The sequence below is a fragment of the Buttiauxella sp. JUb87 genome (assembly GCF_004361975.1).
GTDB lineage: Bacteria > Pseudomonadota > Gammaproteobacteria > Enterobacterales > Enterobacteriaceae > Buttiauxella > Buttiauxella ferragutiae.
Genome location: NZ_SNVY01000009.1, coordinates 37,640 through 61,665, shown reverse-complemented (window position 1 = coordinate 61,665; position 24,026 = coordinate 37,640). Strand labels below are relative to the sequence as shown.

Sequence of the window (24,026 nt, the reverse complement as noted above, 5' to 3'; positions counted from 1 at the left end):
AAATCACCGTGTCTAGTTATTAATCAAAAAGTAGACAACTTACACCAAATAAAAACTATGAAAGCGATCACGAATCGGTGCGACGGGCAACGATAAGTCACCTGCGTCTCCCTACTCTCAGTCTCAGGCCAGCGTTAAAATCAGCGTTAAAAAATAAGGCCATTTACCCTACAGGTTGTTACGTGAGGATTTAAAAATGCTCAGTCAAATACAACGTTTTGGTGGCGCAATGTTTACCCCGGTTTTGTTGTTTCCGTTCGCCGGGATTGTCGTAGGCATCGCCATTATGTTGCGCAATCCGATGTTCGTCGGCGAAGCGCTCACCGCACCCGATAACTTATTCGCGCAAATTGTTCACATTATTGAAGAAGGTGGCTGGACGGTATTCCGTAATATGCCGCTGATTTTTGCTGTCGGCTTACCTATTGGCCTCGCTAAGCAAGCGCAGGGCCGTGCTTGCTTAGCGGTGCTGGTGAGCTTTATGACCTGGAACTACTTCATCAACGCCATGGGGATGACCTGGGGCCATTATTTCGGTGTCGATTTCAACGCCGATCCGGTGGCGGGATCCGGACTAACTATGATTGCCGGGATCAAAACGCTTGATACCAGCATCATCGGCGCGATTGTTATCTCCGGGTTTGTCACGGCTATCCACAACCGCTATTTCGAAAAACAACTCCCTGTTTTTCTCGGCATCTTCCAGGGCAGCTCATTCGTCGTGATTGTTGCTTTCTTCGCCATGATCCCTTGCGCCTGGATTACCCTGTTTGGCTGGCCAAAAGTGCAAATGGGCATTGAATCACTTCAGGAATTTTTGCGCAGCGCCGGCTCGCTTGGCGTCTGGGTGTATACGTTCCTGGAACGCATTCTGATTCCAACCGGCCTGCATCACTTCATCTACGGTCCATTCATCTTTGGCCCGGCGGTCGTGGAAGGTGGCATCCAGGTTTACTGGGCGCAGCATTTACAGGAGTTCAGCCAGAGCACGCTGCCGCTGAAAACGCTGTTCCCGGAAGGAGGATTTGCACTGCACGGTAACTCCAAGATATTTGGTTGCCTGGGAATTGCACTCGCGCTGTACGCCACTTCTGCACCCGAAAACCGCGTGAAAGTCGCAGGCTTGCTGATACCTGCAACACTCACCGCGATGCTGGTGGGCATCACTGAACCACTTGAATTTACCTTCCTGTTTATCTCGCCGGTTTTATTTGCAGTGCATGCATTTCTCGCCGCAACGATGGCGACCGTAATGTACATGTGTGGCGTGGTGGGCAACATGGGTGGCGGGCTTCTCGACCAGTTCCTGCCGCAAAACTGGATACCGATGTTCCACAATCACGCGTCGATGATGTTTATCCAGATTGGTATCGGTCTGGCCTTCACCTGCATCTACTTTGTGGTGTTCCGCACCCTAATCTTGCGCTTCAACCTGAAAACGCCAGGCCGTGAAGAGAGTGAGATCAAGCTGTACAGCAAAGCGGATTACCAGGTATCCCGCAGTCAGACAACGGCTGCTGCCACCAAAGAAACCAAACAAGGTCAGGCTGCTGGCATCCTCGAAGCGCTGGGCGGTACTGGCAACATTCTTAGCGTCAATAACTGTGCGACTCGCTTACGCATCACCCTTGCGGATATGGCGCAGACGCAAAGCGACGACATTTTTAAAGCGCTGGGCGCCCACGGTGTGGTGCGACGCGGCAACGGTATTCAGGTGATTGTGGGCCTGCATGTCCCGCAAGTCCGAGACCAACTTGAAACCCTGATGAAAGACACTTCTTTGACCGAACTTAAATCCATGACGGAGGCAGTATCATGAAAAAATTCTCTGTAGTTGTAGCCGGTGGCGGCAGCACATTCACTCCTGGTATCGTATTGATGTTACTGGCAAACCAGCACCGCTTCCCGCTGCGCGCCCTGAAATTCTATGACAACGATGGCGCGCGTCAGGAAACCATCGCCGAAGCGTGCAAAGTTATCCTCAAAGAGCAGGCTCCTGAAATTGAGTTCAGCTACACCACCGACCCGAAAGAAGCCTTTACCGATGTGGATTTCGTGATGGCGCATATCCGCGTGGGCAAATACCCGATGCGTGAACAAGACGAGAAGATCCCACTACGTCACGGCGTTCTGGGCCAGGAAACCTGCGGCCCAGGCGGGATTGCCTACGGCATGCGCTCCATCGGTGGGGTATTAGAGCTGGTTGATTTCATGGAAAAATATTCGCCAAACGCCTGGATGCTTAACTATTCCAACCCGGCAGCGATTGTGGCTGAAGCCACGCGTAAACTGCGCCCGAACGCAAAGATTCTCAACATTTGCGATATGCCCATCGGCATTGAAAGCCGTATGGCGCAAATCGCTGGCCTGAAAGATCGTAAAGAGATGCGCGTACGCTATTACGGCCTCAACCACTTTGGCTGGTGGACATCTATCGAGGACCAGAATGGTAATGATTTAATGCCAAAGATCCGCGAACACGTCGCTAAATTTGGTTATGTTCCGCCATCAGATGAACATGGGACAGAAGCCAGCTGGAACGACACATTCTCTAAAGCAAAAGACGTATGGGCTTTGGACCCGAGCACCTTCCCGAATACTTACCTGAAATACTATCTGTTCCCGGATTACGTGGTTAAGCACTCCAATCCAGCACACACCCGCGCCAATGAAGTGATGGAACACCGTGAAAAACATGTGTTTGGTTCCTGTAATGCCATCATTCAGTCTGGGAAATCATCAGCAGGGGAACTGGAGATTGACGAACATGCCTCGTACATCGTCGATCTGGCGGCGGCCATAGCTTTTAACACCCAGGAACGCATGCTGCTGATTGTGCCAAACAATGGGGCAATCAATAACTTTGACCCGGAAGCGATGGTTGAAATCCCTTGCCTGGTCGGAAAAAGTGGGCCGGAACCGTTGGTAGTCGGCAATATTCCACAGTTCCAGAAAGGGTTGATGAGCCAGCAGGTTGCGGTTGAAAAACTGGTAGTAGAGGCGTGGGAAGAAGGCTCTTACGTGAAGTTGTGGCAGGCGATTACGCTTTCTAAAACGGTGCCAAGTGCTTCGGTGGCCAAAGCGATTTTGGATGATTTGATTGAGGCGAACAAAGGTTACTGGCCTGATTTGAAATAAGTTTTTTTCACGGATCATAATATGGCAATCGGCCTGGGCATCAGGCCGATTTTTTAATGAAAATAGATCATTAATCAGAATGGTAAATTCCCTGTGAGCGCGGAAACCAGCATCACAAAAAATAACACTACCAGCAGTACAGAAAACCAAAATATAGCGATTTGAAACGAGAGAACACTCAACCCGAAAAACAGTGCAGCCTGCACTCCCCATCTGTTTTCTTTATAGAACCCTGCGATAACACCCAGCACAATTGTGACAACGGCCAACATTGAGGGAGATACCGACAAAATGGTATCTATACTCTAGTTTTTGGCGGTTTTGACTTCCGGAACAGGGTTTCCCATCAGTGCCGCTATCGCAGCTTCTCTGACTGAGGTGGTTTTTTCGGCGACTAGGGTTTCAAGTGTGGCCGGGTGTGTGGTGAATGGACCGGCCCAAAAATGGAACAGCGCCAGCAGCAAAGCCAGGGTTCCAACTAGCAGACCGATAAAGCTAAACAAATTCCCTTTAATTGGCATTAATGCTGTTTACAGTGCCTGATATAACCCTTTCACACCCGATGGCGCATATCCGAATTTATTCTTAAACGCTTTACTGAAGTGGAACGAGTCAAAGAAATTCAGCATATCTGCTACCTGATTGACGTTGTAACTTCCTTGTTTTAATAGCGATAGAGCTAGCTCGAGGCGTGCATCCAGATAAAATTCTTTCGGCGTTTTTCCGGTGTATTTTTGGAATAATCGCCGCAAATATTGCTCGCTACATTGCATCCACTGCGCCATTTCTGCCACTGTCCAGCGTTTCTGGATGTCGGTATGGATTTCCGAAAGTAGCTTTTCAATTTTAATCAACCATTTGTCTTTAGAACCTGTTTGCACAATCAAGCACACCCATTGATAAATCAGCTTGGTGATAAACGCCACGGCAAGATTTTTGTTTAGCTCTATATCGCTGGTGATTAATTCGGTGATTTCACTTAACTCTTTATTAAAAAGATCACCGTTATAAATAATAGCTTGTTGCGATAAAGGGATTTCCATTGCACCAGTAGGAATGAACTCCATCCAGTATTGCTCCCAAACCAACCCTTCGCAGTGATAGGACTTTATATCCGTTGGTTTTAGGAATATGACACAATTGCCATTTAACAAAATTTGCGAATTATCTTTCAGAGTGATTTTACCTGAACCCTGGAGCGTGTAGACCGCCACCCATGAGTTTTCAATCAATGGTTTCTTTTTATCTCTTGGCCAGACAACCTGGTAGCTTACATCAGCGAGTGTATGCCATAGAGATATAAGTGATATGCCGCTTGAGATCACATTTTCGTCAATAACCAGCGGGATATTGTAGGTTGTTTCGTTTTTTACATCCCAGAGATTGTTTTTTCCATTCATTTATATTCTCCGCTGGAGTTTTATGCTCATGCCGAGCGCAGCTAATTTATCAGCTTTCTCTTGTCCCGGTAAAAATGACTATCTTAAACAGCCAGTGATCCGGTACAGGCGTAATTCCCTACAGATAACAATGCGCCGGAACATAACGATAAATAAGGGCAGTGAGATGAATGTGCAGCAAATTGTGAGCTTTTTTTCTTTCACCTTAATGGTGGCATTAATCACCTGGTGGAAGCTACGAAAAGCGGATACTGGTTCGCAGCAGGGTTATTTCTTGGCAGGGCGATCCCTTAAAGCACCGGTGATAGCCGCCTCCCTGATGTTGACTAATCTCTCCACCGAACAATTGGTGGGATTGAGCGGCCAGGCGTATCGCAGTGGGATGTCGGTGATGGCCTGGGAGGTGATTTCCGCGATTCCACTTATCTTCCTGGCATTGATTTTCTTGCCAAAATACCTGCAACGCGGTATCGCGACCATCCCGGATTTTATTGAAGAACGCTACGACAGAACCACCCGTATCATCGTGGATTGTTGTTTTCTAATTGCCACCGGCATCTGTTTTTTACCGATTGTTTTGTACTCTGGAGCGCTGGCGCTAAATAGCTTATTTCACGTCGGTGACTCTCTCGGTATTTCTCAGGGTGCGGCAATTTGGGTAATGGTCGTTCTGCTTGGACTGGCGGGGATTGCCTATGCAGTCGTCGGAGGCTTACGTGCCATTGCGGTTGCCGATGTGATTAACGGTATCGGTCTGGTAATTGGCGGTTTAATGGTGCCGGTTTTCGGCTTAATGGCGATGGGCGGCGGCAATATGCTGCGCGGACTGGAGCAACTCACCACCGTGCATAGCGAAAAGCTGAATTCTATTGGCGGAAGTAGCGACCCAGTGCCAATGGGGGCCGCACTTACCGGCCTGATTCTAGTGAACACGTTTTACTGGTGTACCAACCAGGGCATTGTGCAACGCACACTGGCATCCAAAAGCCTGGCTGAAGGGCAAAAAGGGGCGCTGTTAACGGCGGTACTGAAAATGCTCGACCCGCTGATTCTGGTTCTGCCAGGGTTGATTGCTTTCCATCTTTTCCAAGATTTGCCTAAACACGATATGGCTTACCCGGCGCTGGTGAATAAAGTGATGCCGCTGCCGCTGGTGGGCTTCTTTGGCGCGGTATTGTTTGGTGCGATCATCAGTACTTTCAATGGTTTTCTCAATAGTGCAAGTACCCTGTTTAGCCTCGGTATTTATAACCGCATCATTAATCAGAACGCGTCTTCTGAACAACTGGTGAGTGTTGGGCGTAAATTTGGCCTGGCTATCGCACTGGTTTCCGTGCTGGTTGCGCCATGGATAGCCAACGCGCCTGAAGGGCTATACAGCTGGATGAAACAACTCAACGGCATTTACAACGTGCCGCTGGTCACTATTGTTATCATGGGCTTTTTCTTCCCACGTATTCCGGCGATTGCAGCAAAAGCCGCACTGTTATTCGGCATTTGCAGTTATATCGTTATTAATTATCTGGTGTCGTTTAACTTCCATTTCCTGTACGTGCTGTTCTTCACTTTCTGCATCAACGTATTGCTGATGCTTTCCATTGGTTTCCTGAAACCCCGCGCCACTCCCTTTAAATTCCAGGATGCTTTTGCGGTGGATATGGTGCCGTGGCGTAACGCCAAAATTGCCTCGGTCGGCGTGCTATTCGCTATGATTGGTGTTTACGCCGGGCTTGCGCAGTTTGGTGGTTACGAAACCCGTTTGATCACTATCGCCAGTTACATGATTGTTGCGCTGGTGGTTATTTACCTTATTTACAGTAGCTGGCGTCAGCGTCAGGAACCCCATGTTGTCTATTCTTCTACCTCTGAGGATAAGTAATGGAACGTCCTAACATCCTATTTATTATGACCGATACCCAGGCTACCAATATGGTGGGTTGCTACAGCGGTAAAGCACTTAACACCGATAATATCGACAAGCTGGCCGAAGAAGGGATTCGCTTTAATTCGGCGTATACCTGTGCTCCGGTTTGTACTCCAGCACGAGCTGGGTTATTTACGGGTATCTATTCCAACCAGTCTGGCCCCTGGACTAATAACGTCGCACCGGGGAAAAATATCTCGACTATGGGGCGCTATTTCAAAGATGCAGGCTATAAAACCTGTTACATCGGCAAGTGGCATCTCGACGGGCACGACTACTTTGGAACGGGTATTTGCCCGCCAGAGTGGGACGAGGATTACTGGTTCGACGGTGCGAACTACCTCGCAGAACTGACAGAAAAAGAGATCGGCCTGTGGCGCAATGGCTTAAACAGCGTCGAAGATTTGCTGGAAAATGGCATTGATAAAACCTTCACCTGGGCACATCGCATTAGCAACCGGGCGATAGAGTTCCTCGCTCAATCGCCACGCCAGCAAGAGCCGTTCCTGATGGTCATCTCTTACGATGAGCCGCATCACCCGTTTACATGTCCGGTTGAATATCTTGAAAAATATCAAGATTTTTACTACGAGCTGGGCGAGAAAGCATTTGATGACTTAGCTAACAAACCCGTGCATCACCGCTTATGGGCGGAGGCGATGCCTTCACCAGTGAGTACGGATGGGCGCTACCATCACCCACTCTATTTCGCCTGCAATGATTTTGTTGATGATGAAATTGGTCGAGTCATCAATACCCTCACGCCTGAACAACGTGAAAACACTTGGGTGGTTTATACCTCCGATCACGGTGAAATGATGGGAGCGCACCAGCTCATCAGCAAAGGTGCGGCAATGTATGACGACATCACCCGTATTCCGCTGATCTTCCGTCCGCCAACCGGGCAAGCCGCTCCCGCCCAGATTGATACACCTGTCAGTCATGTGGATGTTCTGCCCACACTTATGAAGCTGGCGGGGATCCATAAGCCAGATATTTTGCCTGGTGAAAATCTTCTTGATGCTGAAGACTCACGTGGTGTGATGATTGAATTCAACCGTTATGAAATTGAGCACGACAGCTTTGGAGGGTTTATCCCGGTGCGCGGTTGGGTGACTAACCACTTTAAGTTGGTGTTGAATTTGTTCACCAGTGATGAGCTTTACGACAGGAAAAACGACACGCAAGAGATGAACAATCTTATTGATGACCCACGCTACGCCGAAAAGCGTGACGAGCTACACGATGAACTGATGGATTACATGGATAAAACCCGCGATCCGTTCCGCAGTTACCAATGGTCATGCCGCCCGTGGCGCAAAAGTGCCACTCCACGCTGGATGGGCGCATTCCGCCCACGGCCTGAAGATGATTATTCCCCAGTGGTTAGAGATTACGATACCGGGATGCCAACGCAGGGAGTGAAGGTGGAGGAGAAGAGGCTGAAGTTTTAGTTAAGTGCGGTCGCCCTCACCCTCAGGAGAAGATGAGGGTGGCCTTATAGGTATCACCAGAAAGGAAGCAGAATGAAAATCTCCAACGTAGGTGAAGCACCAGATTACCGTTTCTCACTCGCTAATGAACGAACCTTCCTGGCATGGATTCGCACCGCGCTAGGATTTCTTGCTGCTGGCGTTGGGCTGGATCAACTCGCCCCCGATCTCGCGACACCGTTAATTCGTGAAATCGTTGCGCTGCTGTTGTGCCTGTTCGCCGGAGTACTGGCGATTTATGGCTATCTCCGCTGGATGCGCAATGAAAAAGCGATGCGCCTGAAGCAGGATTTACCCTACACCGGCTGCCTGAAAATAATCAGCCTGGTGATGGTGATTGTTGCCTCGACGGTGATGGTGATGGTGGTGTATGTCGGATAATCGCCAGCGACGGCGTACCGACGATCCAGGATTACAGCCGGAACGCACTTCACTTGCCTGGTTTCGTACACTACTCGGCTACGGTGCATTGCTGGCTCTGGCGTTGCGTCATAGCTGGCATTATGCGGGTATATTTTTCTTACTGGTACTTATCATTCTGGCGACGGTGGCAATGGTGATTTATCGCTACGCTCAGTGGCGAAACCTGATGGATATCGCGATTAGCGATTTTGCAGACCGACGCACCATGCGTGCCAAATTGCTAATTGCACTGGCGGTTTGTAGCCTGGCGCTGCTATTTTCTGCGGCACATGTACGCCAGCTTGTCATGCTGGTGGGAGGTTGATAATGCGTGGTTGTCATGTGATGGCGAAGCCCACCAGTTCACAGTGCAATATTCAGTGCCAGTATTGTTTCTATCTCAATAAACCGCAGCAACCGGTGATGGACGATGCCACGCTTGACGCATTTATCCGCCAGCATATCGCCGCACAACCGAATGAGGTGGTGGAATTTGCCTGGCAAGGTGGCGAGCCAACTCTTGCCGGATTACCGTTTTATCAACGTGTGGTGGCGCTGCAAAAGCGTTATAGCGCAGGTAAACGAATCCAGAACAATATACAAACCAATGGCATTTTACTGAATGATACCTGGTGCCAGTTCTTCAAAGAAAACGGCTGGCTGGTGGGAATATCACTAGATGGCCCTGCCGATCTGCACGACCATTATCGGCGCACCCGGAGTGGCAAACCGACTCATCGCCTGGTCATTGCGGCCATTGAAAAATTAAACGCCCATCGCATCGAATTTAATTTGCTGGTGGTTATCAGCCAGCACAATAGCCAGCAACCGGAGCGCTTGTATCACTATTTGCGCACGCTCGGGACGCCGTTTTTACAGTTTATCCCGCTGGTGGAGCGCGACCACTTTGGCAACCTGACGGTTGAGTCGGTGCAGGCAGAACAGTGGGGAACCTTCCTCAAAACCGTTTTTAAACTCTGGATGCATGAAGATATTGGTCACGTCTTTGTGCAACTGTTTGATTCTACTCTCGGAGTTTGGGCGGGGTTTCCCTCGCAGATGTGTGTTCTGAGTAAAACCTGTGGACACGCTTTTGCCCTCGAGGCAAATGGCGCGCTGTATCAGTGCGATCATTATGTTGCTGCCCCGTATCTGCTGGGTAATATCCATGAAACATCGTTGAAAACGCTCAATCAGAGTCAGCAGGCGTACGAGTTTGCGCAGCAAAAACTCACGACATTGCCACCAGATTGTCGTGCCTGCTCAGAATTGCCGTTTTGCCACGGTGATTGCCCGAAACATCGCATAAAGGATAATAAAAGTGCGTTATGCGAGGGCTATCGGGCATTTTTCAGAGACACCGCGCCTTACATGAAAACGATGCGGGATTTGATCAGGCAGCACCGTTCACCGACTGAACTGATGCTGCTACTTCGTAATGCTGAGTAATTACTCCGCTTTCGCCAAATACTGCGCCATCTCAGCTTCTGGCACCATACCGCCGCCAGTCGCCCAAACGATATGCGTGGCGTTTTGCAGTTGTTCAGCGCTGAAGCCATGCATTTTATGGTAAGCCGCATTGGCGCTCACGTGCAGTGGGCCTGGCATACCTGCCAGCGCGGAAGGCTCGAGGCGAATGCTCTCTTCCTCTGCCAGCCAGCCGAGCAGCGTATACATGGTCTGGTCTTCAAGAGTATAGAAACCATCGAGCAGCCTTTGCATCGCGCGCCCAACAAACCCGGATGCCCGTCCAACCGCCAGGCCGTCGGCTGCGGTAACATTATCAATGCCCAAATCTTGCACTGAAATCTCATCATGCAGCCCGGTGTAAACACCCAGCAGCATACAAGGTGAATGAGTTGGCTCAGCAAACAGGCAGTGAACGTTGTCGCCAAACGCCATTTTCAGGCCAAATGCCACTCCACCAGGACCACCACCGACGCCACACGGTAGGTATACAAACAACGGATGTTGTTCATCAACAACACGCCCCTGCTGGGCAAACTGGTCTTTCAGACGCTGACCTGCAACCGAATAGCCAAGGAACAAGGTACGGGAGTTTTCGTCGTCGATAAAGAAACAATTCGGGTCGGATTCGGCGGCTTTACGGCCCTGTTCAACGGCGACACCGTAATCTTGCTCATACTCAACGACTGTAACGCCATGGCTGCGCAGTTTGGCTTTTTTCCAGGCGCGGGCATCGGCAGACATATGCACCGTGACATTAAAACCAATGCGTGCGCTCATGATGCCGATGGATAAACCCAGGTTGCCGGTGGAACCTACTGCAATGCTGTACTGGCTAAAGAAGTCTTTAAATTCAGGTGTCAGCAGCTTGCGATAGTCATCTTCAGTGGTCAGTAAACCGGCTTCGATTGCCAGCTTTTCGGCATGGGTCAGTACTTCATAAATCCCGCCACGCGCTTTAATCGAACCAGAAATAGGCAGATGGCTGTCTTTTTTCAGCAGTAATTGCCCCGCGATTTCTTGCTTAAACTCTTTTTCCAGACGCTTTTGCATTGCCGGAATGGCCACCAGCTCTGACTCGATAATACCGTTAGTGGCGGCTGTTTCAGGAAACGCCTGTGCCAGATAAGGTGCGAAACGTGTCAGGCGAGCATGAGCATCTTGCACATCTTCGCTGGTCAAACCTACGTAAGGTAAGCCCTCAGCGAGTGTTGTGGTTTCCGGGTTAAACCAACAGGTTTCTTGCAAATCAATCAGATCGCGAACCAGCGGAAACTCTTGAATCAATGTGTTTATTTCAGCGTTTTTCATAAGACAATCTCTTTGCGCTTAGATGATAAAGGAAAGCAGGAACGTCGCGCCCAGTGCCAGCAGGGAGGCGATAAATGTCGCCGTTGTATAGTATTTAAATGTTTCGTTAAGCGTTGCGCCGCAATATTGCTTCACCAGCCAGAATAATGAGTCGGTGACGATGGTGCAGCCAATCGCGCCGGAACCAATAGCAATGGTAATAATTTCAGGGCTGACGTTGGGATAGAGCGGTAGCATCGGCGCCACAATCGCAGTAGCTCCCATCATCGCCACTGTTGCAGAGCCAACCGCGGCATGCAGAATCAGGGCGACCAGCCATGCCAGCAGAATCGGGTGCATATGCAGGTTGGAGAGCAACACCGCCAGCGAATCCGCCAGACCACTGGTTTTCAGGATGGCGTTAAACGCACCGCCTGCACCGATAATCAGCAAAATGTTGGCGATAGAACCAAAGCCATTTTCTGTATGAGTTAACAACTGGCTCATGCCGATATGCTGGCGTAATCCGAGAACGTAATAGGCCACAAACACCGCAATAAACATGGCTGTGATTGGGTTGCCGATAAACTCCAGCACGGTATACAGCGTCCCGCCTTTCGCCATGTTCAGCTCGGCGAGCGTTTTCACCAGCATCAGGCCAATCGGCAGTAAAATTGTAAACAGTGTCGCGCCTAACGAAGGTAACGTTTCTTCTTTACGGACTTTCAGGTCGGAAAATTCGGCTGGCACGGTTTTAAACGGCAGGCGATTTCCCACTATTTTCAGGAACAACGGCCCACCGACTAACGATGCGGTTAACCCCACCAGCAAACCATACACAATCACCGTACCGACATCAGCGCCTAATTTGTTGGTGACAAACATGGCTGCCGGATGTGGCGGAACCACGCAATGCACCGCCATTAACGCAGTACATAATGGGATGGCGAGTTTCAACAGCGAGGTGTTGGTTTTTTTGGCGATAGAAAACGCCAGTGGGATCAGCAGTACCACACCGACTTCTACGAACAGCGTGATGCCACAGATCAACCCAACCAAAACCATGATCACATCAGCAGACAACCAGCGACAACGCTGCAAAGCCAGGCCAATTCGTTCAGCCCCGCCGGACACTTCCATCATTTTGCCCAGAATCGTGCCAAGGCCGATGACGGCGGCAAGGAAGCCCAGGGTGCTGCCGATACCGTTTTCAATGGCATTCACCATGTCCAGTGGGCTCATGCCCATCATGGTGCCGACAAAAAAACTAGCCAACAGCAAAGCAAGGAAAGGGTGAAACTTCAGTTTTACGATGGTAAAGACGATTAAAATTATGCTGCTAAGCAGCGTTCCCACAACCCAAATCTGAGATTCCATACCTACCTCACTCTGCGATTTATCTGCGGCTATTGGATAAAAAATGCTCCTTGCTGACAAACGATATTAATGGCACTTCACATGAGCCAGATTGATGCAAAAGAGTGATTAAGGTTGAAAAGTGACGGGTAAATTTGATTTTGGTTCGATTTTTTGCATCTTAGGACGACGTTTTCGGGGGCATATTTTACAATGCCGCCATGATCTTTTCTCTCTGGAGAGCACCATGGACCCGATTCGCGAAGTCAGAAACCGCTTACTGAATGGCTGGCAGCTATCAAAACTCTACACTTTTGAAGTTGCCGCCAGGCATCAATCCTTCGCGTTGGCGGCAGAAGAGCTTTCGCTAAGCTCGAGCGCCGTCAGTCACCGGATTAATCAGCTTGAGCAGGAGTTGGGGATTCAGCTGTTTGTGCGCTCACACCGTAAAGTAGAGTTAACACATGAAGGAAAAAGAGTTTTCTGGGCGCTGAAATCTTCGCTGGATACGCTCAACCAGGAGATCCTTGATATCAAAAACCAGGAGCTTTCTGGCCTGCTGACGATTTATTCGCGCCCTTCCGTTGCCCAGTGCTGGCTGGTTCCGCGGCTCGGGGATTTTACCCGCCGTTATCCGTCTATTTCCCTGACCATTCTCACCGGCAACGACAACGTGAATCTGCAACGCGCAGGAATTGATTTGGCACTCTATTTTGACGACACGCCTTCCTCGCAGTTGACCCATCATTTTCTGATGGATGAAGCTATCGTACCGGTATGTAGCCCGGAGTACGCGCAACGTTTTGAATTAAAAAATAAACCGGCTCACCTGCGCAATTGCACCTTGCTGCATGACCGCCAAGCATGGAGCAACGATTCGGGTACCGACGAATGGCACAGTTGGGCACAGCATTTTTCGGTCACGTTACCTTCTTCTTCCGGCATCGGTTTTGATCGTTCAGATTTAGCGGTAATTGCCGCCGTGAACCAGGTGGGAGTGGCGATGGGGCGCAAAAGACTGGTGCAAAAACGCCTCGATCGCGGTGAGCTCGTTGCCCCATTTGGCGATATGACGTTGAAGTGCCATCAGCATTACTACGCCACCACGCTGCCTGGGCGACAATGGCCGAAAATTGAAGCGTTTATTCAATGGCTTCAATCACAGGTGTAATTTTGTAGTTGCCGCCCTCCGTCAAATTATGTATTTTTATGCAAATTAAATGCATAAATAACTTATCGGGAGCGTCATATGTTAAGGAAGTTCGCAAAGTCAGTTCTTTTCGCCGGGTGCATGGTTTCTACCGTACTTTCTTCTGCTTATGCCGCACAGCAGACTTATGTCGTCGGTTCTGGTGGTACTTACCGTCCGTTTGAATTTGAGAACAGCCAGAAGCAACTGGAAGGCTTCGACATCGACATCATTAAAGCCATCGCCAAAGCCGAAGGTTTTGATATCAAACTGGTTAACACGCCGTGGGAAGGCATCTTCGCCACCCTGAATTCTGGCGACCGCGACATCATCATTTCCGGTATCACCATTACCGATAAGCGCAAAGCGATGGTGAGTTTCTCAGCACCTTATTTCCCGGCAGAGCAGTCCATTGTGGTTCCGGGTGATTCCAAAGTGGATTCCGTTAACGCACTGAAAGGTTTGAAAGTGGGCGTGGTGAACTCCAGCGCAGGCGACACCGTGGTTTCTGACACCCTGGGCAAAAACAGCACTGACATCAAACGTTTTGATAACACGCCACTGTTGCTGCAAGAACTGGCTGAAAACGGTATCGACGCCGCTGTTGGCGATGTCGGCGTGGTGAAGTACTACATCAAATCCCATCCGGATAAAGCGCTGAAAGCGGTTAAAGACAACAAATTTGAACGCCAGTATTTCGGCATCGCGGTAGCGAAAGACAATCAGGAACTGCTGGGAAAAATCAACTCAGGCCTGAAGAAAATCGTTGCTGATGGGACTTACGCCAAGATTTACACCACGTGGTTTGATAGCAACGTTCCGACTCTCCCCGCTGAATAATTTCGCATGACTCGGGGCCGTTTCGGCCCCAACAAGGACAGGTATGACCGGATTTCGCTGGGAGATAATCTCAGAATACGCGCCCCTTTTTATGCAAGGCGCGATAATGACCATCAAGTGCACCATCATTTGCGTGATTTTAGGCACCACCTGGGGCTTGCTGCTCGGGCTGGGCCGTATGGCGCATGCCGAAGACGGCCCATGGAAACATGTGCTGCGCTATGCAGTGCAGTGGCCAGTGCGCGTTTATGTTAGTGCGTTTCGTGGCACGCCGCTGTTTGTGCAAATCATGGTGGTTCACTTCGCGCTGGTGCCGCTGTTTATCAACCCACGTGACGGGATGCTGGTCACCAGCGGGCTGATGTCGGTAGATTTTGCCCGCGAACTGCGTTCTGAATACGGCGCGTTTCTGTCGTGTGTGGTGGCGATTACGCTAAACGCCGGGGCTTATGTCTCTGAAATTTTCCGTGCGGGTATTCAGTCAATCGACAAAGGCCAGATGGAAGCATCGCGTGCCTTGGGGATGGGCTGGGGCAAAACGATGCGCAAAGTGATTTTGCCGCAGGCGTTCCGCCGTATTCTGCCTCCGCTGGGTAATAATGCCATCGCGATTGTGAAAGATTCTTCGTTGGCTTCGGCGATTGGCCTGGCTGATTTGGCTTACGCCGCACGTACCGTTTCTGGCGCTTATGCGACTTATTGGGAGCCGTACCTGACGATCTCTCTGGTGTATTGGGTGCTGACGTTCATGCTCTCGCTGATGGTGCAACACATGGAAAAGAGGTTTGGCAAAAGTGATTCACGTTAAGGATTTACAGAAACAGTTTGGCAAAACTCATGTGCTGCGCGGCATCTCGTGTGACATTGCTCCGCAGGAAGTGGTGTGCGTGATTGGCCCGTCCGGTTCCGGTAAAAGTACCTTCTTACGTTGCCTGAATGCGCTGGAAAAGCCAGATGGTGGCGAGGTGGTGGTCAATGGTTTAGCGGTTCACGACCCGAAAACTAATCTCAACACCCTGCGTGCAGGCGTGGGCATGGTGTTCCAGCGTTTTAACCTGTTCCCGCATATGACAGTGCTGGAAAACCTGACGATGGCACCGATGTCGCTTAAAGGTTTGTCGAAAGCCGAAGCCGTGTCGCGCGCCGAAAAGCTGCTGCAAAAGGTTGGGTTGATAGACAAGATTGACGCCTGGCCATCGAGCCTATCTGGTGGGCAACAGCAGCGCGTGGCGATTGCCCGTGCGCTGGCAATGGAGCCGTCGATCATTCTGTTTGATGAGCCGACTTCCGCACTCGACCCGGAGTTAGTCGGTGAAGTGCTGGCGGTAATGAAACAGTTGGCGCTGGAAGGCATGACGATGGTGATTGTCACACACGAAATGGGCTTTGCCCGTGAAGTGGCCGACCGCGTGGTGTTTATCGATCAGGGTGTGATTCAGGAACAGGGGCCGCCGTCGCAGCTGTTTACTGCACCGCAAAACCCACGGACGAAAGAGTTTTTGAGTAAGGTGCTTTAAGTTTTTCCCCTCACCCCGACCCTCTCCCCGTAGGGGCGAGGGAGAAAACCGGTCTGTTCCCTCTCACCCTTGGGACAGAGTTAGGGTGAGGGTGAAAATCCTTACGCCGTTTCCTCATGCTGCTGGAATTTATGCGCCAGCGGCAGCCAGCAGAACAAAATCATCACGCCCATCGCGGTCATTAACATTCCGAGGCTAAACTGCCCGGTCTGTGGCAGCAAGGCGGAAAACCACGCCATTGCCCCAGAACCCATATTTTGCAGCCCACCAACCAATGCGCCAGCAGTCCCAGCGAGGAATGGGAATGGCTCCATTGCACCACTGGTAGCCAGCGGGAATAGCATTCCGGCGCCGAAGAAGAACAGCGCAGCAGGTACCAGTAGAGTCCAGATATTCATGAAACCGAGCCAGCCTGGGATCCACATTAAAATACCCGCAACCAGGCAGCTCAAAACCGCTTGCCACATCAACGATGAAAAACGTGCATTTTGACGGCCCGCGTACCACGAACCAAAAAATGCCGCCGGAATCGGCAGGATAAACAGAATACTCACCACCACGCCGTTAAGCCCCAGCACACCGCCCATCAATACGCCGGAACAGGCTTCAAAGACCGCTACACCCGCAAGACCACCTACCAGCATCAGCAAGTAGCAATTGAACGAGCCGCTACCCAGCAGCGTTTTGTAACTCGCCATCAGGCGTTGAGGAGTTGCCTGGACAGGGCGCGTTTCTGGCAGCCAGCGCAGCATGCAGAAACCGACAATGATGCACAGCACCAGCAGGAAGCCGTAACAAGCACGCCAGCCCCAAACGGAATCAAGCAAGCTGCCAATGATCGGTGCGATCAGCGGGCTGACCAGGATCCCCATGTTCAGCAAGCTATTGGCTGAACGAAGCGAGGCACCTTCGTAGAGATCTCGCGGCATGGTGCGCGCCATGACGCCAGCGACACCGGTTCCCATCCCTTGCAATGCACTGGCAATCACCAGGGCGGTTAAATTGGTGGTAAACAGCGCCCACACTGTTGCGAGGATGAAAATACTCATGCCCGCCAGAATGACCGGGCGGCGACCAATGCGGTCGGAAATTGGCCCGTAAACCAGTTGTGAAACGCCATAGGTCAGCAAATATGCCGCCATCACTTGCTGGATTGCACCGTTGCGCACACCGAAGTCGTGAGCCATATCGGGAATCGACGGGATATAAATGGTTTGCGTCATCTGCCCGACGGCAACCAAAAGAATTAACATCATCAGTAGGTGAATGTTGGCTAGCTTTTTCATTTTCTCAAGTGTGTTGTAGGGATTTAAATGCCAAAAGCCAGTTTATAAAACTGACTGCGTCAAAAAATCGAGAGGAATCTACCACACAAAGATAATGAAGCCCTATGGTGTCATGCTTTTTGATAGGGGATTTAATGGCAGCTTTTAAAGCCTGAACGGCAATTTTTGTTGCCAGAAATGAGTGATGTGCCGCAGTGCGATCTAAAGACGAGATATATCTTTGAAGTTAAAAATGATTATCAGGAGATACGCAGGGATGGATTTCGAAGCGAAGAAACAACGTGCGCTCAATTTACTTGCCAAAACAGGGATGTGGAAAAGCACTTATGCTCCACTCTATGTCAATTTGCTCTGGCGTTTTAATTTCAGGTGCCGGCCTCCTCATTTTGTTCCTTTTTACATGACTTTCCTGAACTTCAGCCTCTACTTTGGCGTGCTGTGGGGGGGAATTATGTGGTTTCTGCAATGGCGTCATGATGGAGATAGTGCTGAAGGTATATTGTTGAAAATACTGTCAGCGGGAGTGACGTTCGGTTTAATAATGACCATGTATTACGCCTTAAGTCGGTGGTATTACAGATTACCCGCCTGGGAAGATGTATAGCTTTTTTATTAAAAGGAGGCGGTTTCCCGCCTCCTTTTGGTGCGACTTGAAGGCCATGAATTACTTGAAGTATTTCATGGCAAGTTCAAGCAGTTGCAGCAAGGCAACCATGAGTTTCAGAAACGCAATTGCCAGTTCCATCAAGCCCATACGCTTTCTCCTGTGGCCAGGAGCACTTTCAGCCGACGAGCCTTTCCGCTGCCTGTTGCCTGCTGAATTTGTTGAGGTGATCCGATGTGCTCCTCTGAGGTTAAGGCACTGACGGCACCACCCGTTTCAGCCAGGACTTAAATTGCGCGGCGGTTTGCGGCCTCAGAGCACATCACATTCAACACACTCAGTATATCCATTATACTGTATAAATAAACAGGTAAAAGATGAAAATGCGAACAGCTTCGCAAGCCACAGATTTATGCGTTGTTCACATTAGCAGCAAGTATTTGCACCTGGGTGGGTTTCGTCGTATATTTTGGAGGTTGATGTGATCTGGTGTGCGAAGCAGTAAAAGCACTAGCAGCAAAAACAAAAAACCTCGCCTCACCAGCGGGGTTTTTTGTTTTTGTAGGTTCTGAAATTGACTTAGTTGTAAAACCCCTGGGGAACGGATTGCCCGAAACCATCGCCGCTGTCGGTGCTGTTATCCTGCCGTCCTCGTGCTTCCAGCCTGTCTGCACGCATTTTCTCACTTATTTCTCTGCGCTGCTCAGTGGTTAAATTTTCACGGCCATAATACTGATCCGGATATTGCGAGCGCATCATTAATGCCTCGTTAGTCTCTGCCGGACTAATAGTTTTATGCCCGTCATAGCCTGAAGTATCAGTCGATGAGCAGCCAATAATGGCGAGCGGGATAAGCAATATCAAAGCGTATTTATAAGCCATATTGTTTCCTGAACCAGCACGGTGGTTATCGAATTCACGCAGCGTATCACGATAGTTTAGTCGCGACTGCCAGCCGTAACACGATTCGAAGAAATCTTTAAACACACTCTTTCACGCCACTTTCCTCCCCGATTTTCATTCACGAATTACCCTTAATGAGCTTGCTAATTATTCATTCGCTGAAAACAGGAGAGAGACATGCTAAAGCATCGTTTGTCCGCTTTATTGCTCAGTGTTCTGATGCTGAGTACGGGAGTTGTGGCGGCTCAAGTTGATAATGTCATTAGGCCAATTCGCGGAACAATTGATTCGGTGAATGACCATTCAGTCATCATCACCACCCGACAGGGGGAAAAGCTCGATGTGGTTTTGACAGACAAAACCAAAGTGAACAGCATCAGCGAGGCCAAAATCAGTGATATCAAGCCTGATAGTTTTATTGGCACGGCTGCTGTCCAGCAGGCTGATGGTACGCTGAAGGCGCTGGAAGTCCATGTGTTTGCCCCAAGCTTGCGTGGCTCAGGCGAAGGCTTTAATCCCTTTGAATCTGCAGATGGTAACGTGAATACCATGACGAACGGGACGGTGGGTAAACTGGTGAATAGCCAGGGCCGCACCATGACAGTGAAGGTTAAAGACATGGAGAAAACGGTGATTGTGCCGGACGATGTACCCGTCGTCTTGATTACCCCAGGCTCACGAAACTTGCTGCAACCCGGTACCAAAGTGATGGTACATGCTGCGAAAGACGATAAAGGCCAGTTGGTGGCGCGTGGTATTTCTGCTGGCAAAAACGGGCTTACGCCACCGATGTGAATTTTTGGGTTTATACCAGGATGGAAAATCATCGCCCCGACATATGGCCGGGGCGAGAAAGCCAAAGATTAAGCTAATGGGCTCAATGTAATTTCTACGCGGCGGTTCTGCGCCTTGCCTTCAGCAGTGCTGTTGCTGGCAATTGGGTTCGCCGGGCCTGCACCGGTGGTGCGTACACGGTTAGCTGCCACGCCCTGGGTGATAAGCGCGCTACCTACGCCGTCGGCACGTTGCTGGGAGAGCTTCATATTCAGCTCGTTGCTGCCGGTGCTGTCGGTGTAACCTACGACGTTAACCGCAGTTTTCGGATATTCTTTCAGTACCATCGCCACGCCGGTCAGGGTGTTCGCCCCAGCAGGTTTAAGCGTTGCGCTGCTGCTGTCAAAAGTGACGTTGTTTGGCATATTAAGTACGATGTTGTCGCCATTACGCGTGACGCTTACGCCAGTTCCCTGCATTTTTTCACGCAGTTTAGCTTCTTGCACATCCATGTAATAACCAACGCCACCACCTAATGCAGCACCCGCTGCGGCACCAATCAGTGCGCCTTTGCCGCGATCTTTTTTCGATGAGGAAAGAGCGCCGATGCCAGCACCTACCAGTGAGCCAAGACCTGCTCCGACACCCGCTTTTCCAGCTTCACGCTCGCCGGTGTAAGGGTTGGTAGTACAGCCAGAAACTGCTAACGTGCCGCAAACTATGGCGGCAATCATCATGACGCGTTTTTTCATCTTATTTCCTTGGTGAATTAAATAAAGCAACCGCATGCTAAGCGGCGGTTGATTATGCCGTGTGAATATGTCGATGTTTCTATAGAGTCGTCTGAATTTGTAAACAAAATATCGAGTGGTCATTAGATCGCCACATGCCCATTACCTGCAAACACGGGAGCCCAAATTGGCTAGCGCATTCTCACCAAACAAGAAAATTCTCACGGCCGCACACTGGGGCCCGATGCTGGTTGAAACGGACGGCGAGCGTGTCCTCAGTTCCACTGGCGCACTGGAAACCGGGCATGAGAATTCATTGCAAAGTGCGGTTCCGGACCAGGTCCACAGTAAGGCTCGTGTGCAATTTCCGATGGCCCGAAAAGGTTTCCTGGCATCACCCGATGCGCCACAGGGTGTGCGTGGTGAGGATGAATATGTGCGGATTAGCTGGGATGAAGCGCTGCAACTCATTCACCAGCAGCATCAACGCATTCGCCAGACTTATGGTGCAGCTGCTATTTTTGCCGGTTCCTATGGCTGGCGCTCCAATGGTGTGCTGCATAAAGCAGCGACCTTACTGCAACGCTATATGAGCCTGGCGGGCGGATATACCGGGCATCTGGGTGATTATTCGACCGGTGCGGCACAGGTCATCATGCCGTATGTGGTTGGCTCCAATGAAGTTTATCAACAGCAAACCAGCTGGCCGCTGGTGCTTGAGCATAGCGAAGTGGTGGTGTTGTGGAGTGCTAACCCACTAAATACGCTGAAGATCGCCTGGAACGCCAGCGATGAGCAGGGGGTGAAGTATTTCGAACAGCTGAAGGCTAGCGGTAAAACTGTAATCGCCATTGATCCGATGCGATCGGAGACGGTGGATTTCCTCGGTGAAAAAGTGCAGTGGATTGCGCCGAATATGGGAACCGATGTGGCGTTGATGCTGGGCATTGCCCACACGCTGGCAAAAAATGGCTGGCACGATGTGCCATTCCTGGCACGCTGCACTCACGGTTACGACAAATTTGCGGCTTATCTGTTTGGCGAATCTGACGGCCAGCCAAAAACGGCGCATTGGGCGGCAGAGATTTGCGGCGTACCGGCGCAAACCATCGAAGATCTGGCGCGTTTATTTAGTGAAAAACGCACCATGCTAATGTCGGGCTGGGGAATGCAGCGCCAGCAGTACGGCGAGCAAAAACACTGGATGCTGGTGACGCTGGCGGCGATGCTTGGGCAGATTGGAACGCCCGGCGGCGGTTTTGGGCTGTCTTATCACTTTGCGAATGGCGGTAATCCGACGCGTCGCGCGGCAGTGTTGGGGTCTCTACAGGGGGCGGTGGCGAATGGAACTGATGCCGTGGAAAAAATCCCGGTGGCGCGCATTGTGGAAGCGCTGGAAAACCCTGGTGGCGAGTATCAGCATAATGGGCAGCAAAAAACCTTCCCGGACATCCGCATGTTGTGGTGGGCGGGCGGTGCCAATTTTACCCATCATCAGGACACTAACCGCCTGATTAAAGCCTGGCAGAAACCTGAGTTGGTGGTGATTTCCGAATGCTTCTGGACGGCTGCCGCAAAACACGCGGATATTGTGTTGCCGATCACCACATCTTTTGAGCGCAACGATTTGACGATGACTGGCGATTACAGCAACCAGCATCTGGTGCCGATGAAGCAGGTGGTTTCACCACAGGCGGAGGCACGTAATGATTTCGACGTTTTTGCACAGCTTAGTGCTCTCTGGGAAGAGGGTGGCGAAACGCGCTTCACGGAAGGCAAAACCGAGCTGCAATGGCTGGAAGAGTTTTACGAAATTGCGCGTAAGCGCGGAGCGGCTCAACAAGTAGAACTGCCCGATTTCCAGCAGTTCTGGGAATCTAACCAGTTGATAGAAATGCCAGAAAGTGAGAAGAACGCCGCTTTCATCCGTTTTGCTGATTTCCGCACCGATCCACAGGCTAATCCGTTAAAAACTCCGAGCGGTAAAATCGAAATCTATTCAGAGCGCATCGCCAGTTTTGCTTATGCTGATTGCCCGGGGCACCCGACCTGGCTTGCGCCGAATGAATGGCAGGGCAATGCCGCAGCAGGCCAGCTTCAACTGCTTTCATCGCATCCGGCGCACCGCTTGCACAGCCAACTTAACTATGCGGCACTACGCGAGAAATACGCCATTGCCGGACGCGAGCCGTTAACGCTACATCCTAAAGATGCCGCTGAACGTGGTATTGCGGATGGCGATTTGGTGCGAGTGTGGAATGCCCGTGGGCAGGTGTTGGTCGGGGCTTTAGTGACGGATGGCATCAAGCCGGGCGTAGTCTGTATTCATCAGGGCGCATGGCCCGATCTGAATGACGATAAGCTGTGTAAAAACGGTGCGGTTAACGTGCTGACGCTGGATATACCGACTTCGCGGCTCGCCAATGGTTGCGCGGCGAACTCTTCACTGGTGTGGGCCGAAAAATATCTCGGCCCTGCTCCGGAGGTTACAGCGTTTCTCCCTCCGGCCAGCTCATAATCCACGTCGGGTGGTGCGTCTCATTTTGCCAGGCGCTTTCTTCAATACGAAAGCCCTGGTGGTGGTAAAAATCCACTGCCCGATAATTCTTCTGGTAAACCTCAAGACTCAACGCGGGATACTGCTTTTTGACGTGTGCCATCAAAGCATTGCCAATTCCCTTGCCGATAAACGGTTCACTCACAAACAGCGCACCAATAAACAGTGAATCCATCACGCTGATAAAGCCGGCTATTTTATCGTTTTGGAGATAAACCCAGGTCACCGATTGTGGAATATAAACGTTCCGCACGATGGATTCGCTTTCATGCCAATAGCTTTCGCTAATAAACGGATGAGCATCAATGGTGCTGGCAAGCCAAAGTGCTATCAGCTCATCCATTTCATGGGGTTGTAGACGGCGGATCATTTGAGATTATCAGGGTGGCAGAAGCAACTCGTCACGTGGTCGTTGACCAGACCACAGGCCTGCATGAATGAGTAGCAGATCGTGGAGCCGACAAATTTGAAGCCACGTTTTTTTAGTGCCTTGGATAGCGCATCTGAAGCGGGGGTGGTAGTCGGGATTTCAGCAAGCGTAGCGGCTTGTGTCACTTGCGCCTGGTTGTCGACAAACGACCAGACAAATTCAGGGAATTTTTCGCCGTTGGCTTCCATCGCGAGGTACGCTTTTGCGTTATTGATAATGGCTTCTAGTTTTCCACGATGGCGGATAATGCTGGCGTCCTGAACCAGCAAGTCGACATCTTCTGGTTGCAGTAACGCCACGGCTTGCGGGTCAAAATTTTTAAAGCAGCGACGATAGTTTTCACGTTTTTTCAGCACCGTAATCCAGGACAAACCGGCTTGTTGTCCTTCAAGGCAGATCATCTCGAAAAGGTGTTGCCCATCGGTCACCGGTACGCCCCATTCTTTATCGTGATATTCCATGTAAAGCGGATCCTGAGACACCCATCCACAACGAATCATACGTTTCTCCTTCGATGAAATTTCTCGTGCCAACTTGACGTGCCAGATAAAGAGACAATAGTTAAATCAGGGCTATCCCCGTCATACTTCAAGTTGCCTCATCGTTGGCTGCGTTTACTCACCCGAATCACTTACTCATGTAAGTTCATCGGGACTCGCTCTCTGGCCGCCTCGATGCACCTTGAATTATTTTGGGGCTATCCGCAAGCCCGCCAAAAAGACTAA

At 50.5% G+C, this 24,026-nt stretch carries 24 protein-coding genes; 14 read left to right on the top strand and 10 right to left on the bottom strand.

From position 1 onward, the window contains the following. Positions 1 to 196 precede the first annotated feature (196 nt). Positions 197 to 1,819, top strand: coding sequence for an alpha-glucoside-specific PTS transporter subunit IIBC (locus tag EC843_RS20955; protein WP_133523018.1), 1,623 nt, complete (start codon positions 197 to 199; stop codon positions 1,817 to 1,819). Then, entirely contained in the window at positions 1,816 to 3,138 is a 1,323-nt protein-coding gene (locus EC843_RS20950; protein ID WP_133523017.1) for a 6-phospho-alpha-glucosidase, read from the top strand. Before EC843_RS20955 ends, EC843_RS20950 begins: the two co-directional genes overlap by 4 nt. 305 nt (positions 3,139 to 3,443) lie before the next feature. Here the strand turns inward: EC843_RS20950 and EC843_RS20945 are convergent, their stop codons facing one another. Next, positions 3,444 to 3,659, bottom strand: coding sequence for a hypothetical protein (locus EC843_RS20945; RefSeq protein WP_133523016.1), 216 nt, complete (start codon positions 3,657 to 3,659; stop codon positions 3,444 to 3,446). A 9-nt stretch (positions 3,660 to 3,668) separates the two neighbouring features. Then, complete coding sequence (locus tag EC843_RS20940; RefSeq protein ID WP_133523015.1) at positions 3,669 to 4,538, bottom strand: helix-turn-helix transcriptional regulator; 870 nt, start codon at positions 4,536 to 4,538, stop codon at positions 3,669 to 3,671. 166 nt (positions 4,539 to 4,704) lie between these two features. Between EC843_RS20940 and EC843_RS20935 the strand changes: the two genes are divergently transcribed. From EC843_RS20935 to EC843_RS20915, 5 genes are all read left to right on the top strand, one after another. After that, a complete protein-coding gene (locus EC843_RS20935; RefSeq protein ID WP_133523014.1) occupies positions 4,705 to 6,417 on the top strand; it encodes a solute:sodium symporter family transporter in 1,713 nt (570 codons plus the stop codon). Further along, complete coding sequence (locus EC843_RS20930; RefSeq protein ID WP_133523013.1) at positions 6,417 to 7,916, top strand: sulfatase-like hydrolase/transferase; 1,500 nt, start codon at positions 6,417 to 6,419, stop codon at positions 7,914 to 7,916. The genes EC843_RS20935 and EC843_RS20930 overlap by 1 nt, the downstream gene beginning before the upstream one ends. Before the next feature lie 72 nt (positions 7,917 to 7,988). Next, entirely contained in the window at positions 7,989 to 8,336 is a 348-nt protein-coding gene (locus tag EC843_RS20925; RefSeq protein WP_133523012.1) for a YidH family protein, read from the top strand. Then, a complete protein-coding gene (locus tag EC843_RS20920) occupies positions 8,326 to 8,682 on the top strand; it encodes a DUF202 domain-containing protein (protein ID WP_133523011.1) in 357 nt (118 codons plus the stop codon). Before EC843_RS20925 ends, EC843_RS20920 begins: the two co-directional genes overlap by 11 nt. A gap of 2 nt (positions 8,683 to 8,684) precedes the next feature. Beyond that, positions 8,685 to 9,806, top strand: a complete 1,122-nt coding sequence (locus tag EC843_RS20915) for an anaerobic sulfatase maturase (protein ID WP_166642088.1) — start codon at positions 8,685 to 8,687, stop codon at positions 9,804 to 9,806. On the opposite strand, the gene dsdA is transcribed toward EC843_RS20915, so the two are convergent. Together dsdA and dsdX are read right to left on the bottom strand one after the other, a co-directional pair. Continuing rightward, positions 9,807 to 11,135, bottom strand: a complete 1,329-nt coding sequence (dsdA, locus tag EC843_RS20910) for a D-serine ammonia-lyase (RefSeq protein ID WP_133523010.1) — start codon at positions 11,133 to 11,135, stop codon at positions 9,807 to 9,809. It lies immediately after the preceding gene. An 18-nt stretch (positions 11,136 to 11,153) separates the two neighbouring features. Then, entirely contained in the window at positions 11,154 to 12,491 is a 1,338-nt protein-coding gene (gene dsdX, locus EC843_RS20905; protein ID WP_064542110.1) for a D-serine transporter DsdX, read from the bottom strand. A 226-nt stretch (positions 12,492 to 12,717) separates the two neighbouring features. Here dsdX and dsdC point away from each other — a divergent pair, with 226 nt between their 5' ends. From dsdC to EC843_RS20885, 4 genes are all read left to right on the top strand, one after another. After that, positions 12,718 to 13,641 (top strand): DNA-binding transcriptional regulator DsdC, encoded by a 924-nt coding sequence (dsdC, locus tag EC843_RS20900; protein WP_133523009.1) that lies wholly within the window; start codon positions 12,718 to 12,720, stop codon positions 13,639 to 13,641. A gap of 78 nt (positions 13,642 to 13,719) precedes the next feature. Beyond that, the gene (locus tag EC843_RS20895) at positions 13,720 to 14,499 is read left to right on the top strand and encodes a basic amino acid ABC transporter substrate-binding protein (protein ID WP_064542115.1); all 780 of its coding nucleotides are present in this window, start codon (positions 13,720 to 13,722) and stop codon (positions 14,497 to 14,499) included. Positions 14,500 to 14,542: 43 nt separating this feature from the next. Then, positions 14,543 to 15,307, top strand: a complete 765-nt coding sequence (locus EC843_RS20890; protein WP_064542117.1) for an amino acid ABC transporter permease — start codon at positions 14,543 to 14,545, stop codon at positions 15,305 to 15,307. Then, positions 15,294 to 16,016: an amino acid ABC transporter ATP-binding protein gene (locus EC843_RS20885; RefSeq protein WP_064542120.1), complete on the top strand. Its 723-nt coding sequence runs from the start codon at positions 15,294 to 15,296 to the stop codon at positions 16,014 to 16,016. Before EC843_RS20890 ends, EC843_RS20885 begins: the two co-directional genes overlap by 14 nt. A gap of 101 nt (positions 16,017 to 16,117) precedes the next feature. Here EC843_RS20885 and emrD read toward each other — a convergent pair whose 3' ends face one another. After that, on the bottom strand, positions 16,118 to 17,302 hold the full coding sequence (gene emrD / locus EC843_RS20880; RefSeq protein ID WP_133523008.1) for a multidrug efflux MFS transporter EmrD: 1,185 nt from the start codon (positions 17,300 to 17,302) through the stop codon (positions 16,118 to 16,120). 256 nt (positions 17,303 to 17,558) lie between these two features. Here emrD and EC843_RS20875 point away from each other — a divergent pair, with 256 nt between their 5' ends. Continuing rightward, positions 17,559 to 17,906, top strand: a complete 348-nt coding sequence (locus tag EC843_RS20875) for a DUF6404 family protein (protein WP_064542125.1) — start codon at positions 17,559 to 17,561, stop codon at positions 17,904 to 17,906. A 60-nt stretch (positions 17,907 to 17,966) separates the two neighbouring features. On the opposite strand, the gene EC843_RS24605 is transcribed toward EC843_RS20875, so the two are convergent. Together EC843_RS24605 and EC843_RS20865 are read right to left on the bottom strand one after the other, a co-directional pair. Continuing rightward, positions 17,967 to 18,056 carry a type I toxin-antitoxin system toxin TisB gene (locus tag EC843_RS24605; RefSeq protein WP_157092911.1) on the bottom strand — a complete coding sequence of 30 codons (90 nt, stop codon included), beginning with the start codon at positions 18,054 to 18,056 and terminating at the stop codon, positions 17,967 to 17,969. A 429-nt stretch (positions 18,057 to 18,485) separates the two neighbouring features. Then, complete coding sequence (locus EC843_RS20865) at positions 18,486 to 18,788, bottom strand: hypothetical protein (RefSeq protein ID WP_064542204.1); 303 nt, start codon at positions 18,786 to 18,788, stop codon at positions 18,486 to 18,488. 198 nt (positions 18,789 to 18,986) lie between these two features. On the opposite strand from EC843_RS20865, the gene EC843_RS20860 reads away from it, so the two are divergent. Further along, positions 18,987 to 19,604, top strand: a complete 618-nt coding sequence (locus tag EC843_RS20860) for a DUF5666 domain-containing protein (RefSeq protein WP_064542129.1) — start codon at positions 18,987 to 18,989, stop codon at positions 19,602 to 19,604. Positions 19,605 to 19,672: 68 nt separating this feature from the next. Here the strand turns inward: EC843_RS20860 and EC843_RS20855 are convergent, their stop codons facing one another. Next, entirely contained in the window at positions 19,673 to 20,335 is a 663-nt protein-coding gene (locus EC843_RS20855; RefSeq protein ID WP_064542132.1) for an OmpA family lipoprotein, read from the bottom strand. Positions 20,336 to 20,501: 166 nt separating this feature from the next. Here EC843_RS20855 and EC843_RS20850 point away from each other — a divergent pair, with 166 nt between their 5' ends. Then, on the top strand, positions 20,502 to 22,832 hold the full coding sequence (locus EC843_RS20850) for a molybdopterin guanine dinucleotide-containing S/N-oxide reductase (protein ID WP_133523007.1): 2,331 nt from the start codon (positions 20,502 to 20,504) through the stop codon (positions 22,830 to 22,832). Here EC843_RS20850 and EC843_RS20845 read toward each other — a convergent pair. Next, positions 22,801 to 23,241 (bottom strand): N-acetyltransferase, encoded by a 441-nt coding sequence (locus tag EC843_RS20845; protein WP_133523006.1) that lies wholly within the window; start codon positions 23,239 to 23,241, stop codon positions 22,801 to 22,803. The two genes, EC843_RS20850 and EC843_RS20845, sit on opposite strands and share 32 nt — an antisense overlap. Next, the gene (gene tag, locus EC843_RS20840) at positions 23,238 to 23,801 is read right to left on the bottom strand and encodes a DNA-3-methyladenine glycosylase I (protein ID WP_121814672.1); all 564 of its coding nucleotides are present in this window, start codon (positions 23,799 to 23,801) and stop codon (positions 23,238 to 23,240) included. Before tag ends, EC843_RS20845 begins: the two co-directional genes overlap by 4 nt. Between the last annotated feature and the right edge of the window lie 225 nt (positions 23,802 to 24,026).